This is a genomic window from Corallococcus sp. AB045 (assembly GCF_003668895.1).
GTDB classification, from domain to species: Bacteria; Myxococcota; Myxococcia; order Myxococcales; family Myxococcaceae; genus Corallococcus; species Corallococcus coralloides.
Genome location: NZ_RAWN01000027.1, coordinates 50,610 through 65,255 on the forward strand (window position 1 = coordinate 50,610; position 14,646 = coordinate 65,255).

Here is a 14,646-nt window from a genome sequence, read left to right on the forward strand (position 1 = left end):
GCCAACAACAGGCGCCGGGCCCGTCGTGCGTTCCCACCCCAGGTCGCCTTGACTTATGAATTACGCAGATAATATTACGAACGAAATCAAAGGAGCCGCACATGACCGCCAGCTACATCATCGACGCCGTCCGGACCCCGCGTGGGCGCGGGAAGATGGGCAAGGGGGCCCTGACGGGACTGCATCCGCAGGAACTGCTCGCCCAGGCGCTCAACGCGCTCCAGCGGCGCGGCGGCTGGGATGCGCGGGAGGTGGGCGACGTCATCGCGGGGTGCGTGTCGCAGGTGAATGAGCAGGGCGCGAACATCGCTCGCAACGCGGTGCTCGCGGCGGGGTGGCCGCAGGACGTGTCCGCCGTGTCGCTCAACCGCTTCTGCGGCTCCGGGCTCCAGGCGGTGAACTTCGGCGCCATGGGGGTCGCCTCCGGCGCCATGGACTTCGTGGTGACGGGCGGCGTGGAGAGCATGTCGCACCTGTCACTGGGCGCGGACGGCGGCGGCCAGGATGGCGGCAACGTGCGGCTGCGCGAGCGCGTCTACCAGGTGCCCCAGGGCATCAGCGCGGACCTCATCGCGACGCTGGAGGGCATCACCCGCGAGGACGTGGACGCGTGGGCCCTGCGCTCGCAGCGACAAGCGGCCCGCGCCATCGAGGAGGGCCGCTTCGCCAAGGCCCTCTTCGCGGTGAAGGACCCGGCCACCGGCGCCGTGCTGCTGGAGCGCGACGAATACCCTCGCCCGGACACCACCGCGCAGGGCCTGGCCGCGCTCAAGCCCGCATTCGTCGCCATGGGTGAGACTGCCGTGGGCCCGAACGGCGAGACGCTGGACGGCATCGCCCTGTCCGCCTACCCCCAGGCGAAGCGCATCCAGCACGTGCACACCGCGGGCAACTCCAGCGGCATCGTGGACGGGGCCGCCGTGGTGGCGCTGGCGTCCGAGCGCTACGTGAAGGAGAAAGGGCTCAAGCCCCGCGCCCGCATCCGCGCCATGGCGACGCTGGGCACCGAGCCGCTCATCATGCTCACCGCCCCCGCGCCCGTGAGCGAGAAGGCCCTGCGCATGGCCGGAATGAAGGCCGGGGACATCGACCTGTGGGAGATCAACGAGGCCTTCGCTGGCGTGGTCCTCCAGACGACGCGAGCGCTGGGCATCGACCCGGACCGGGTGAACGTCAACGGCGGCTCCATCGCGCTGGGCCACCCGCTGGGCGCCACCGGCGCGATGCTCCTGGGCACCGCACTGGATGAACTGGAGCGCACGGGCAAGCAGACGGCGCTCATCACCATGTGCATCGGCGGCGGCCAGGGCATCGCCACCATCATCGAGCGGGTGTAGCGCTCAACGCTCCCTGTAGGCGCGCACCATCGCGTTGAGGCGCTCGCGCACGTCCGCGATGCGCCCGGGCTCCTGGGCCTCCAGCGCCAGTCGGAAGGCGGTGATGACGGCCGAGAGTTCCTCGCGCGGCGCGCCGGTGAGCTGGACGAACAGCGCATCCGCCCGCGCGAGCGCCGTGGTGTTGGGGAGCGCGTCGCGCGGGTGCAGCTTGAGCGCGGCCATCCGCTGCCGCGCCTCTTCAATCTGCGCCGGCGTGAGGCGGCCGGGGCGCTGCTCGATGACGAAGGCCTCCTTGCGTCCGGTGGCCACCACCGTCACCTCCACCTCCAGGATGCCGTTGAGGTCGTAGGTGAAGCGCACGTCCACGGCCTGCTCGCTCGCGGGCGCGGGCGGCAGTCCCTTGAAGCGGTACTCGCCCAGCTTGACGTTGTCTTCACAGCGGGCGTGCTCGCCCTGGTAGACCTCCAGGTTGATCTCCCGCTGGAAGTCGCTGCTGGTGTAGTAGCGCTCCACGCGGCTGGTGGGGATGACGGTGCCGCGCTCCAGGATGGGGCTGAAGACGCCGGTGATGTGTTGCCGGCCCGCCTGCGCCATGGCGGCGACACCCAGCGTGAAGGGGGCCACGTCGGTGACGATCAGGTCCTCCACCGCGCGGTCTCCACCCTTCATCGCGGCCTGCACCGACGCGCCCAGCGCCACGGCTTCATCCGGCGGCAGCTTGCGCAGGGGCAGCCGGCCGAACAGCTCCGCGCTCATCGCCGCCACGCACGACATGCGGGTGGAGCCGCCCACCAGCAGCACCTCATCCACGTCCTTTGCCTGGAGCGATGCGTCCCGCAGCGCCTGCCGGATGGGGCCTCGCACACGCTCCAGCACGGGGGCCCACGCGCGCTCCGCGTCGTCCCGGGTGAGCTCCAGGTCCAGCGTCAGCCGGCGGCCGGTCTCCAGCGGCAGCTCCGGCAGCACCACGCGCGTGCGCTCGGAGGCGGACAGCCGGCGCTTGGCGGCCTCGCAGGCGTCGCGCAGGCGGGACCACGCGGCGGCGTGCTCCTCCAGGTCCACGCCCTGCTTCTCGCGGAACAGGTGCGCCACGTGGCGCGCCAGCGCGGTGTCGAAGTCCTCGCCTCCCAGCCGCGCGTCTCCAGCGGAGGACTGGATTTCGATGACGCCTTCGATGATCTCCAGCACCGTCACGTCGAACGTGCCGCCGCCCAGGTCGAGCACCGCCACGCGCATCTCGCGGTCGCGCTCGTGGAGGCCGTAGGCCAGCGCCGCGGCGGTGGGCTCGTTGATGATGCGCTCGACCTTCAGGCCCGCGATGGCGCCCGCGTCGCGGGTGGCCTGCCGCTGGAGGTCCCCGAAGTAGGCGGGCACGGTCACCACCGCCTCCTCGATGGCCATGCCCAGCGCGGCCTCCGCGTCCCGCTTCAGCGAGCCGAGCACCAGCGCGGACAGCTCCTGCGGTGAGAAGCTCCGCCCACCGATGATGCGCGGGCGGTCCGTGCCCATGTCGCGCTTGAAGGCCACCGCGCCGGACGACGGGTCCAGCACGGCCTGCGCCTTCGCCGCCGCGCCCACCAGCACCTCGCCCGCGGCGTTGAGGCTCACCGCGCTGGGCGTGAGGATTTCGCCCAGCGCGTTGGGCAGCACGGTGGGGCAGCCATCGCGCAGCACCGCCACCAGCGAGTACGTCGTCCCCAGGTCGATGCCCAGGATGGGTTTGTGGCCCGGACCACCGCTCATCGGTTCACTCCTGACAGAGGTTCACCAGCGCCTGCTCGAAGGCCGCGAAGGCCTCGTCCATCTGGCGCTGGCGGTCCCGCAGCGTCGGGTCGTCTTTCGCGCCGGAGACGATGAGCTGAGTTCCCAGCTGAATTCTCAACGCGATGTGCTCGGCGTAGAGCTTCTGGCAGTTGCGCGCGGTTCCCAGCACCACCAGCGACTGGAGGTGGTTGCAACTCCTGTAGCGCTCAGGGCCGGAGAAGCGCGCACAGAGCACGTCCGCCTGCCGCTGGGCGGCTTCTATCCGCGCGTCCCCAGGCACGCGTCCGCCGCCGTCAGGACCGGAGCGGGTGTTGTGGACGACCAGGACCGCCACGAGCAGCGTCACGACGCCCAGCACGCGCAACGCCATCATGAAGTCACGGGAGGGCCTCGCCAGCAGGGGATCTATCGGAGCTCGCGAGGCGGCAGCAGCCGACGGAGCAGCGTGCTCCCCCTTCGGCCTGGCGGAGCCCGGCCCCTTGCCGTGCACGGTTCCTGCTCCGTGCCGCGCCTCCGCGGCCCTGGTCGCGGGGCCGGAAGCCTTCGCACGACGAGGGACACGCCGCTGCGTCTTCGGTTCGGGCGGTGCGGGGCAATCCAGCAGTTGGTACAGGCCAGGTGCATGCTGGCGCAGCAGGTGGACCGCGTTGGAGGCCTCCTCGGGCCGCGCCTTCGCCAGGGCATTGAACGAGGACCGCGCGTACCCCACGTTCCCGTCGCGCACGACCTCCCGAAGGATCCTGCGCAGCGTGCCGCTGAAGGAATCCGGCAACGCCTTCAACTCCGCCACCAGCGGCGGGTCCTGATGAGCGGGCGGCTGACTCCATGCCGCGACCTTGGGCACGGGCGCGGGCGCGGGCGCGGGCGCGGGCCTGGGAGCCTTTGCACGACGGGGGACCTGCCGCTGCGTCTTCGGTTCGGGCGGCGCGGGGCAATCCATCATCTGGTACAGGCGAGGCGCATGCTCGCGCAGCAGGTGGACCGCGTTGGCGGCCTCCTCGGGCCGCACCTTCGCCAGGGCCTTGAACGATGACTCCGCGAACGACTTGTGCCCGTCGAGCACGACCTCCGCAAGCACCCTGCGCATCGTGCCACTGAAGGAATCCGGCAGCGCCCCCAACTCCTCCACCAGCGGCCAGATCCGGACCACGTCCTGGGACGCGAAGGCTTCCCGCAGGCGCTCGACGTCCATGCAGGTCACGTAGCGCCGCGCCAGCGCCCGCGCCGGACCGGGTTGGACATGCTGATGCAACCGCAACACGAAGTGCATGAACCAGTCGGCCGGCGGAGGCGGACTCTCGGGGTTCTTCCCCATCCGTTCGGAGGCGGCCAGCCCCACCTTCGACGCGAGCACTGCCTTCTTGTACCGGAGCAACTGGCCCGCCAACCTCCACAGGAAGCGGTGCGACACCGCCTGCGCCAGCAGCGGGAGCTCCGCGTCCTCCAGAAAGGTGGGGAAGCACTCCGCCAGTTCCACGAGGAACTCGGTGTGCCCTTGCCGGTACGCGTCGCGGTACGCGGCCATGGCCTCTGGGATGCGGTTCGCCTCGAGCAGCGCATCCACCAGCCATCGCCGAGGCTCGGCGGCATCCGGCCGGGCCTCCACCGCGCGGCGGGCCGCATCCACCGGGGTGAGCGCCCGGAGCTCAGCGAGGAAGCTCTCCAGCTCATCCAGAGGAGGCTCCGCCGAGGGTGCGTTGTCCGCGGCGGCCTCCAGTGGGACCGCCTGGGTGCGCGGACCCTCGCGGCCCTCACGGTGCGCGAGCACCGTCTCATACGCTTCGCGCAGGCGGGCGAAGCCCTCCGGATCCGTCTCCGGTTTGCGCGTCTTCAGCTTGCGCAGGTACGCGCGCCGGATGACGTCGCCACCGGGGTCGGACTCCACTTCCAACTCCCGGAGCGCCTCCTGGAAATCCATTCAGGCGGCGACGATAGCCCAAAGCCCGCGAGCGCCTCTCGCCCCCGGGATGGACAGGGAAGAAGGTCGTTCCTGCAAGCATCAGGGCGTCACGGCGGGCACAGCCTCCCCAGGGAGCGATCAAACGCCTCCTGATGGCTCTTCATGCGCTCCAGCTCCGCCGCCACCTTGGGATCCGCGCGAGGATTCCGGGCCGCGGCCCAGGTGGCGAGCTGCGATTGCACGGCGGCCCACTCACTGTGCGTGCGGGAGCACTGCTTCGTGGTGGCCTGGTCGACCATCTGATGCAACTGGAAGCACCGGAACGACCGTTGTTCCTCCGGAAACTGCAGGCAGAACGCTTCCGCCACTCGCCGCGCCTCCGTCACGACCGGAGGTTCCCGGGTGCTGGGGGAGGCCACGGTGCGACGGTGGGAGCAGTATGATGTCAGAACAACGGGTAGCAGGATGAACACGACCAGAAGCAAGCCCTTCACCAACTGGAACGTGAGCACCCTGGACCAGTAGGCGTCCGACTCGTTCAGGGGCCGCGTGGGCAGTCCCAGAAGCGAGCTCAGGTCCGGGGTCTGCCTGCTGACGATGTCCGCCGCTTCCCGGGTCTTCTCGGGCGCCTGCGCCAGCAGATGCTGGTAGGCCTCCCGCACGGAATCCAGGTCATCGCCGAGCGCCGCGTTGGCGAGGAGGATGCGCAGGTCCGGGCTGAAGCCGACGGGCAGCGCGTTGAGCTGTTCCGCGCTCCGCCAGAGCGATGCGGTCTCTGGATGACCGATGTCCTCCGCGATGACCTTCACCTGGAGCCATGCCCAGCAGTGTCGGGTGACTTCCACGGCGAGGTCGGGTCGGGACTGAGCGTGCAACCCGAGCACCAGCTTCGCGAACCAGATGGTTGGGAGCGGAAGCGTTGGGAGCCTGCCCTCCGTACGCCCGAGCGCGTGCAGCGAGCAGCGCGCGGCGGGCACCGGGGCCCCCATCTCAAGCAGCTGCTCCGCCAGGCTCCAGAGGAAGTGAACCGGAGCCTCGCGCGCCAGGACGAGGAGGTCCTCGTCCACCAACTCCAGGGGAAAGTTCTCTACGAGCTCCCGCAGGAAGACGAGGTGGCCCTGCCGGTATGCGGCGCGATAGGCGGCGACAGCCTCCGGGAGTTTCCTCCCGGCGATCAGGGCGCTGGTCAGCCACCGCCAGGGTTCCTCCTCATCCGGCAGGGCTTCCACCGCGCGGAGAGCCACCTCCACGGGCGCTTCCGGTGGAGCGTCCGCAGGCAGCGCCCGGAACTCCGCACGGAAGCGCTCCAGCACGTCCTCGGGATCGGCGTCAGTTTCGCTCGCGCCGGACGACTCGGCGGTCCGCACCGGAGATGCGAGTGGCTCCGCGCGGGTGCGAGGCGCCGCACGCCCCTCGCGGATGGCCAGCACGGTCTCGTAGGCCTCGCGCAGGCGGGCGAAGCCCTCCGGGTCCGTCTCCGGCTTGCGCGTCTTGAGCTGACGAAGGTACGCGCGGCGGACCGTCTCATCGCCGGGGTCCGCGTCCACGCCCAACTCGCGGAGCGCTTCGTCGATATCCATGTGAGCCCGCACGATAGCGTGCGCGGAACCTGATGGCACCCGAGCCACCCTCCGGGCTCACGTGTCCATGAAGGACATCCGGGCATCGCGTGAAGGCCCCCGCTGAGTCCGCTTCAGCGGGAGCCTCCAGGGCCATGTCACGCAGGGAGTGGGCGACACCTGGTAGGGCACCACGCGGTAGCCGGCGTTGCCCGTGCCCAGCTGGCCGTTGACCCACAACCCCGGAGGCCGTCAGGCCATGCAATGCCTTACGGCAGGTACCGCCACTGCGCCGTCACAGCCGGCTGGAAGCAGTGCACGTGGGCCTTGGTGGCGCTGGGAATCTCCTGCACGACGCCAGCCCCGTAGCCCTGCGTGCGGCACCACTGGCTCACCTCCAGGCGCGAGCCCGCGGCGGTGTAGTCGCCCAGGTTGGACACCGGCCCCAGCACGGACTTCTCCACGTCCGTCCGGAGCCCGGAGTTGAAGCAGCCCACCCACGGCCGGGACGTGACCTCGAACACCTGCCCCGTCGTCCAGCCCTGGCTGTTGCAGAAGCGGTGCGCCGCCGCGGTGCAGTGGGTGCTCGTCACGCCGCGCTCGTCGGTGCAGCCCGCGTGGATGCGCGTCAGCTCCTCGAACGTCACGGCCACGCTTTCGTGCTGGATGGGCGCGCACGCCACCGTCAGGTCCGTGGCAGTGGACGCCACCGGCACGCCCGCCAGCGAGATGGGCGGACGGTTGCTGACGAGCTGCATGATGGTGTCCCAGGTGTTGGACGTGTTCGCCAGCGCGTCGCCCGCGCCCCGCTGCGCGCAGGCCCGGTGCATCGCGGACAGGCACGCCGCCGAGTTCAGCGCGCTGGTGCCGTTGCACGCGGGCGCCTGGGCGCTCATCACGAACTGGCCCGCGGAGGGCGTGTGCTGGATGGCCTCCTCGCGGCAGTTGGCGCCGTGCGCGGTCATGCAGATGCTCCGGTTGGAGCGCGCGTGCGAGAAGATGCGCACCTCGTCGATGGCGCCCCGGAACGACCCTTCGCCGTTCGCCGGGCAGCGCTGCGTGTCCAGGTTCGAACCCGCGCCGATGTAGAGCGTCCCCGTGCCCAGCCGGGCCGTCCCCGGCGCGACGGGCAGCGCGCGGTTCGTGGGCACTCCGTTGAGGTACTCCTGGAAGACGCCGGTGGTGCCGTCCCACGTATAGGACAGGTGGCTCCACTGCCCCACCGGCAGCACCGGGCCGCCGCCCAGCCGCACGCGCTGACCGTTGACGACCAGGGAGAACTGCACCTGGTTGCTGGCCTCGTAGATGATGTCCAGCCCGCCGGACTTGTGCATCAGGTAGCGGTAGGGATTGCCAGTGGTGCACCCCTGATGGATGTCCGCGTCCGGCCGCACCGCGAACTCCACCGACAGGCCACGCACGAACGCGCCCACGCCGGGCACCGTGTTGGACGGATCCGCCAGGTTCACCGCGAGCGCGCTCCCACCGGGCACCACCAGCGCCTTGCCCTTGCCGTGCGGCTGCCACAGCGAGTCCGGCGACGAGCGCGTCAGCGCGTTGCCCGGTGAGATGGAGGCGCCGCCCACCAGCGTGCCCGTGAAGAAGCGGCCGGACAGGTCCGGCGTGCGCGTCAGGTCATACGCGCCCGCACGCGTGACCAGCTCGTTCATGGGCAGGAAGAGCAGGTGGAAGGGGTCCATCAACTCGCCCAGGTCCACTTCGTTGTAGTCGGCGGTGTTGCTGCCGAAGAGGGCCAGCACGTCGTGTGTCTTGGTCACGGGCAGGTAGTGCGCGGCGTTGCTCTGCCCGGGTGGGAAGCTCTGAGAGGGCAGGCGCTCCTGCTCGAAGTTCCACATGGGCCCTGAATAGAAGAGGTGCGCGATGTCCATGCGGTCCGTGTTGATGGCCCCATCAATGTGGTACGCGGTCCAGTTCGTGTCCGCGCCCACCAGGCTCACCGCCTCGCGCCGCGCGCCGTCCGTGTACGTGACGGCGATGTAGACGAGGTTGCGGCCCTCGTGGTCCACCCACGCGTAGGCGCCGCGCACGAGCGCGCCGGAAGTGGTGTCGCTGAAGTCCTCGCCCGTGGCCGCCTTCAGCCGCTTCCACGCCAGCGGGTAGCGCTTCACGCCCGCGTTCGTGTCGTTGAACATCATCGACAGCGGACGCGGGTTGCTCCAGCCCGTGGCCGCGCACGGCGTGGGGTTGTACGCGTACATCATGTGGTCGATGCCGCCGGTGTTCGCGGGCGCGCCCTGCCAGATGAGCAGCCGGCCGTCGGACGTCATCGTGGGCTCGATGCCGCGAATCGTGGCGCCGGTGACGGTGCGCAGCGTCTCCAGCGGGCCGGTGGTGAACGACGCAATGTCCGCTGCCGTGGTGAAGGGCTGGGACACACGGAGGTCCGTGGTGCGCCGCCGGAAGACGTTGTCCCCGTTGAACATCATCGAGTCGAAGATGTACGGCTGGTACACCGCCACGCCGCTCGACAGCGCGTAGGGCTGGGCGGGGTTGGTGAAGCAGAACGCCAGCGCGTTCTCCCCGTTGCGCACGGTCACCGTCTTCCCAGCGGAGAAGGTCCCCGCGAACGACGGCTTGCCGGCCGTGTCGTACGTCACCGCCTCCGGCCGGAACACGCGGGCAATCCACGTGGTCGTCGTGGTCGCGTGGTCCTCGCCGATGTTGCCCACGAAGATGCGCCCGTCCACCGTGGACGAGTGCCCGTTCGACCCGAACGGCGTCCCGATGCGCGTGTTCACCAGCGACGGCCGGCCTTCCGCGAGCACAGCACCGGGCAGGCCCGCGAGCGCCGCGCCCAAAGTCCAACTAAGTAACTTTTTCATGGAAATAAGGTTAAGCCATTTTACCCTCCCTGGTCTAAGTGGGGCGGGTCCCGGCTTCCTGTCGGAGCTGGACGCACCTTCGAGGAAGACGATGGCGACGAGAGCCGGGAAGACGCTGTGGGCGCTGGCGGCGGTGCTGGGGCTGACTGCTTGTGGTGGGGGTTCCGCTCCCGCGCAGGACACGCTGCTGACGACGCCGGTGGTGGCGGAGCGGGAGCAGTCCGCCACGGCCGCGCCGCTGGGTCAGACGGTGTGGCTGAAGGCGTGCGCGACGCAGAAGTTCGTGTCCGCGGACCGGAACCTGGGGGCCACCGCGCCGCTCGTCGCCAACCGTGACAGCGCGCAGGGGTGGGAGCAGTTCCAGGTGGGTGACGCGGGCAATGACTTCATCTCGCTGCGCGTGGTGGAGACGGGCCTGTACGTGTCCGCGGATCCGAACGCGGGCGGTCAGGTGACGGGCTTCCGCACGGCGGTGGGCGACTGGGAGCGCTTCACCTGGGTGCCCTTCGCTGACGGCTCCGTGGGCCTGCGCGCCAAGAGCACCGGCCAGTACGTGTCCGCGGACGCGAACCAGGGCGCCAGCGCGCCGCTGTACGCCAACCGCGCCACGGCCGGCTGCTGGGAGTCGTTCTCCTTTGGCATCGTGGGCGGCGGCGAGGACCGCTGGGTGCAGATCTGGAGCGACGAGTTCGACGGCAACAGCGTCAACACGGCCAACTGGACGCCCAACACGACGGTGCACGTGAACAGCGAGCAGCAGCAGTACACGAACTCCGGCGACAACATCTCCGTGAGCAACGGCACGCTGAAGCTCACCGCGCGCCTGCAGTGGAACAACGGCTACCCGTTCACCTCCGGCCGGCTGGAGAGCGCGGGCAAGCGCGAGTTCAGCCACGGCCGCGTCGAGGCGCGCATCAAGATGCCGGTGGGCGCGGGCCTGTGGCCGGCGTTCTGGATGCTGGGCAATGACATCAACTCCGTGGGCTGGCCCGCGTGCGGCGAGCTCGACATCATGGAGAACGTCGGCTACGGCGACTGGGTGTCCGGGGCGCTGCACGGCCCGGGCTACTCTGGCAACACGCCCATCAACGGCCGCTTCTACCCGTCGTCCAGCGTGAGCAACTGGCACGTGTACCGCACGGAGTACTCGTCCTCGGACATCAAGTGGTTCATCGACGGGGCGCTGGTGAAGACCACGACGCGCGCGGAGGTGCTGCGCTACGGCGCGTGGGCCTACGACAAGCCGCTGTTCATCATCCTCAACCTCGCGGTGGGTGGCGGCTATCCCTTCGGCGTGAATGGCGCCTCGACGCCGTACTACGGCGTGCCGCAGTCCACGGTGGACCTGGTGCGCAACGCGCCGCAGACCATGGAAGTGGACTGGGTGCGCGCCTACCAGTGGCGCTAGGCTGAAGGGCATGACGCTTCCGCCCCTCCTCCTGCTGGCTGACAGCGCTCCGCTGTTCTGGCGCGTGGAGGGGCGCCCCCTCCTGGACTACGTGCGCGTGCTCACCGGGGCGGAGCTGCGCGTGCCGCCGGTGAAGGCCGCGTACCTGGGCGCGTCCAACGGCGACGTGCCGGAGTTCTACGACATCTTCGTCGCAGCCATGGAGGGCATCGGAATTCAGCGCTGCCGGAGCATCCCGGCCGCGCCGTCCGGCGAGGACCTGGCGTGGCTGAAGGACGCCGACGTCATCCTGCTCGCGGGCGGCGATCCGCGCGTGGGCTGGGATGCGTTCCAGGCCCACGGCGTGGACGGCATTCTGCGTGAACGGCATCAGGCCGGCGCCGTGCTGATGGGCGTGTCCGCCGGAGCCATGCACCTGGGCCTGGGCGCATGGTGTGAAGACCTGCCCGGAGACGGCGAGCCCTTCCCGGTGCTGGGCCTGGCGCCCTACCTCATCGGCGTGCACGAGCCGCCTGACTGGCCCGGCCTCAAGCTCGCCGTCCAGCGCATGGGGCTGCCCACTCGGGGGCTGGGCATTCCGCAGGGGGGCGGCGTGCTCCTGCACGCGGACGGCAGCGTGGAGCCCGTGCGGCAGACCGTGGTGGACGTGACGGTGGACGTGGAGGGGCGGCTGCATGAATCGCTGCTCATGCCTCCGGCCACGCCGTACCGGGGCGAGTCCCCCGAAGCGCCGGTGGACCGGCGGACGCTCCAGTAGAGATGGCTCCCTTTCGAGGAACGACGATGGCGACGAGCACGGGCAGGACTGTGACGGCGTGGGCGCTGGTGGCGGGGCTGACGGCGTGCGCGGGGGCACCGAAGCGCGCGGAGGCGGTGGCGCCCACGGAGGGCGGCTGGGCCCAGGTATGGAGTGACGAGTTCAACGGCACGGAGGTGGACGCGAGCAACTGGCGCATCCAGACCGACGTGCACGTGAACAACGAGCAGCAGCAGTACACGACGTCGCCGGACAACGTGTCGGTGAGCGGCGGCACGTTGAAGCTCACGGCGCGGATGCAGACGGCCAACGGGTATCCGTTCACGTCCGGCCGGGTGGAGAGCGCGGGCAAGCGCGAGTTCAAGCACGGCCGCGTCGAGGCGCGCATCAAGCTGCCGGTGGGCGTGGGGCTCTGGCCCGCGTTCTGGATGCTGGGCAGCGACATCCACACGGCGGGGTGGCCGGCGTGCGGGGAGCTCGACATCATGGAGAACGTTGGCTACGGCGACTGGGTGTCCGTCGCGTTGCATGGGCCGGGATACAGCGGCAACACGCCCATCAACGGCCGCTTCTTTCCGCGCACGCCGGTGAGCGACTGGCACGAGTACGGCGTGGAGACTTCGCCGGAGGCCATCCACTGGTACATCGACGGGGAGCGCGTGAAGACGTCCACGCGTGAAGAGGTGGAGCGCCACGGCGCGTGGGCCTACGACAAGCCCCTCTTCATCATCTTCAACTTCGCGGTGGGCGGCGGCTATCCGGAGGGCGTCAACAAGGCGAAGGAGCCGTACTTCGGCGTGCCGCAGGCCACCGCGGACCTGCTGCGCCAGGGGCCGCGGACCATGGAAGTGGACTGGGTGCGCGTCTCCGAAAAGCGCTGAGGCCTCCCTCCAACGGGGGATGGTTCGCACCGCGACCGGGTTCGTAGGGTGTTCCTCTTAGGGAGGAACAAGTCATGGCGGTCACGGTGGTGGTGGTGTCGGGGCCTATCGGCGCGGGGAAGACGACCCTCGCGCAGGGGCTCGCGCGGCGGTTCGGCGCGCTGCATCTCCGCTCGGAGGATTTCCTGCGGAAGCACGGCGGTGCTGGGTCCCGGCGCGCCCATCAGGACCGGAGCATCACGCTGGACCGCGAGACGGCTGGGCGCTGGCTGGCGGAGGAAGTGCTTGCGGCCCTGCATGGATACGGGCTGGACGCATCCAGCCGTACGGGCCGGGTTTCCAGGCTGATCATCGTGGATGCCGCAAGCAGCGAGGCGCAGCTGGACGGACTGCGCGGAAGCCCGGGGCTCCGCGTCGTGCACGTTCACCTGAAGGCGCCCGAACCAGAGCAAGCGCTGCGCGACGCGGAGCGGCGTTCGCGCGCCATGCATGAGCACGAAGCGCCTTCCCTCATCGGAGTGGCCAGAGCCCACCCCATTGAGCTGCCGCCGCGCGCACCCCTTGAGGACGCGAGGCCGGATACCGGCAAGGAGGCCAGACCGCCCGAGGAGCATTCATGCACGCCCTGCGCGGATGCCGAGCCAGACAGCTTCGAGGTGGCCTGGGCGCATCCCGCCGAGCGTGCGGTGCACGCGCTGGCATCGCTGGCGGAGTTCGTGGTCGACACGGCGAGGACTCCACCCGACGCGGTGCTCGTACGGGTGGCCAGCCGGCTTGGACTTTATGGACGTCCTGGCGAACGGCTCGTGGACCTCGTCGTCCCGGGCTCCCATGACAGCGTGGACACGCGTCCCCTCACGGTACAGCTCGCGCCTCACTATGCCCTGCTGCTTCGACCGGGCGGACCAGACCCAAGGCCTTCACGCGAGGAATGGGAGGACGCCTTTGCCCGGGGTCACCGCGTGCTCGTCGAAAGCGCTGGGCCTTCCGCGAGCGGCTGCATCCAGGCGGCGGGCATCGCGCCGGGGCGGGTGCGGCGGGTGGTCCTGGCGTGCCGCTCGGAAGGCCGCGCGTTCGACTGGGTGGGGCTGCGCGAGGCCGCATCCCTCAATGCGCCCACGGACCTGGCGCTCACGCTCGCGGGGGAACTCGCCGCGACCAACTGGGCCGCACGGCGCTTCGACCAGCTCACCGACGAGGCCCGTCATCACCTGGAAGAACTCGAGCGCGTCGCGAATGCGCCCGTGTCCTTCCTCGCCCCCTCTCCGGAGGCGCGCCACTTCATCGAGCGGCGGCCGTGGTGAGCCGGAAGCACACGAAGCTCCAGGTCGCCAGGACGTTGGAGCTACTCTTCCTCGGCACCGGAGGACTCACATGGCATCCCGCCCGCTGTTCCCGACACTGCTGACGATGACCTCGCTCCTGCTCATTCTCCCCACGCTCGCCTCGGCGGCGGATGACACCGCGACGAGGAAGAAGCTCGTCGCGTGCATCAACAAGGACATCACCGCGGCGAACTCGGAATGGAAGCTCTCGGCCGGGGACCTGAAGAAGTTCACGAACATCATCGACAGGGAGATCATGAAGGAATCTCTCGCCAAGAAGACGTCGGATGATCAGCTGAAGATCATCAATGACATCAAGGAATGTTCGCACAAGGAACTGCCGAGCCTGGATGACACGACGATTGGAAAGATGATCGAGACGCTCAAGGCGAAGGGGATGCATTGCTCCTCCCTGGTGAAGCACTAGAAGTGCCCCCTCCGCTGACGGTTGCGTGAAGTCCTGGCGCGACAGCCTTGGCTCCATCGCGGCTCCAGGCCGCCGGTCGGGCTGACTACGTTGTACTGCTCCGGCCAGGCCCGGAGCCCTCACGCGAGAAACGGGAGGCCACCTTCGCCCGGGGTCATCGCGTGCTCGTCGAAAGCGCTGGGCCTTCCGCGAGCGGCTGCATCCATGCGGCGGGCATCGCGCCGGGGCGGGTGCGGCGGGTGGTCCTGGCGTGCCGCACGGCGCTTCGATCAGCTCACCGACGCGGCCCGTCATCACCTGGAGGAGATGGAGCGCGTCGCGGGTGAGCCCGTGTCCTTCCTCGCCCCCTTCCCTACTCGCGAATCTCCGAAACCTTTTCTGATTTTCCGGGTTGGGGTGTCCGTACAGCAACCGTTCCCGGAGCCCGCGTGCCCCTCCCCTCCCC

At 69.8% G+C, this 14,646-nt stretch carries 10 protein-coding genes; 6 read left to right on the forward strand and 4 right to left on the reverse strand.

The window, feature by feature from the left end; translation table 11 throughout:
* Positions 1-101 precede the first annotated feature (101 nt).
* Positions 102-1,337: an acetyl-CoA C-acetyltransferase gene (locus tag D7Y21_RS09340; protein ID WP_121712636.1), complete on the forward strand. Its 1,236-nt coding sequence runs from the start codon at positions 102-104 to the stop codon at positions 1,335-1,337.
* Positions 1,338-1,340: 3 nt separating this feature from the next.
* Here the strand turns inward: D7Y21_RS09340 and D7Y21_RS09345 are convergent, their stop codons facing one another.
* The 4 genes from D7Y21_RS09345 to D7Y21_RS09360 all read right to left on the reverse strand — a co-directional run bounded on the left by D7Y21_RS09345 (position 1,341) and on the right by D7Y21_RS09360 (position 9,403).
* Positions 1,341-3,080 (reverse strand): Hsp70 family protein, encoded by a 1,740-nt coding sequence (locus D7Y21_RS09345; protein WP_121712638.1) that lies wholly within the window; start codon positions 3,078-3,080, stop codon positions 1,341-1,343.
* A 4-nt stretch (positions 3,081-3,084) separates the two neighbouring features.
* Positions 3,085-5,019, reverse strand: a complete 1,935-nt coding sequence (locus D7Y21_RS09350) for a hypothetical protein (protein ID WP_121712640.1) — start codon at positions 5,017-5,019, stop codon at positions 3,085-3,087.
* Between the two features lie 89 nt (positions 5,020-5,108).
* The gene (locus tag D7Y21_RS09355) at positions 5,109-6,581 is read right to left on the reverse strand and encodes a hypothetical protein (protein WP_121712642.1); all 1,473 of its coding nucleotides are present in this window, start codon (positions 6,579-6,581) and stop codon (positions 5,109-5,111) included.
* A 248-nt stretch (positions 6,582-6,829) separates the two neighbouring features.
* Entirely contained in the window at positions 6,830-9,403 is a 2,574-nt protein-coding gene (locus D7Y21_RS09360; protein ID WP_121712644.1) for a LamG domain-containing protein, read from the reverse strand.
* 91 nt (positions 9,404-9,494) lie between these two features.
* On the opposite strand from D7Y21_RS09360, the gene D7Y21_RS09365 reads away from it, so the two are divergent.
* The 5 genes from D7Y21_RS09365 to D7Y21_RS09385 all read left to right on the forward strand — a co-directional run bounded on the left by D7Y21_RS09365 (position 9,495) and on the right by D7Y21_RS09385 (position 14,201).
* Complete coding sequence (locus tag D7Y21_RS09365; protein ID WP_121712646.1) at positions 9,495-10,811, forward strand: family 16 glycosylhydrolase; 1,317 nt, start codon at positions 9,495-9,497, stop codon at positions 10,809-10,811.
* A 10-nt stretch (positions 10,812-10,821) separates the two neighbouring features.
* Positions 10,822-11,568, forward strand: coding sequence for a Type 1 glutamine amidotransferase-like domain-containing protein (locus tag D7Y21_RS09370; protein WP_158619341.1), 747 nt, complete (start codon positions 10,822-10,824; stop codon positions 11,566-11,568).
* A 26-nt stretch (positions 11,569-11,594) separates the two neighbouring features.
* Positions 11,595-12,449: a family 16 glycosylhydrolase gene (locus tag D7Y21_RS09375; protein WP_120565171.1), complete on the forward strand. Its 855-nt coding sequence runs from the start codon at positions 11,595-11,597 to the stop codon at positions 12,447-12,449.
* Positions 12,450-12,523: 74 nt separating this feature from the next.
* Positions 12,524-13,753, forward strand: a complete 1,230-nt coding sequence (locus tag D7Y21_RS09380; RefSeq protein ID WP_121712649.1) for an AAA family ATPase — start codon at positions 12,524-12,526, stop codon at positions 13,751-13,753.
* A 70-nt stretch (positions 13,754-13,823) separates the two neighbouring features.
* Positions 13,824-14,201 carry a hypothetical protein gene (locus D7Y21_RS09385; RefSeq protein WP_121712651.1) on the forward strand — a complete coding sequence of 126 codons (378 nt, stop codon included), beginning with the start codon at positions 13,824-13,826 and terminating at the stop codon, positions 14,199-14,201.
* The last annotated feature ends 445 nt before the right edge of the window (positions 14,202-14,646 follow it).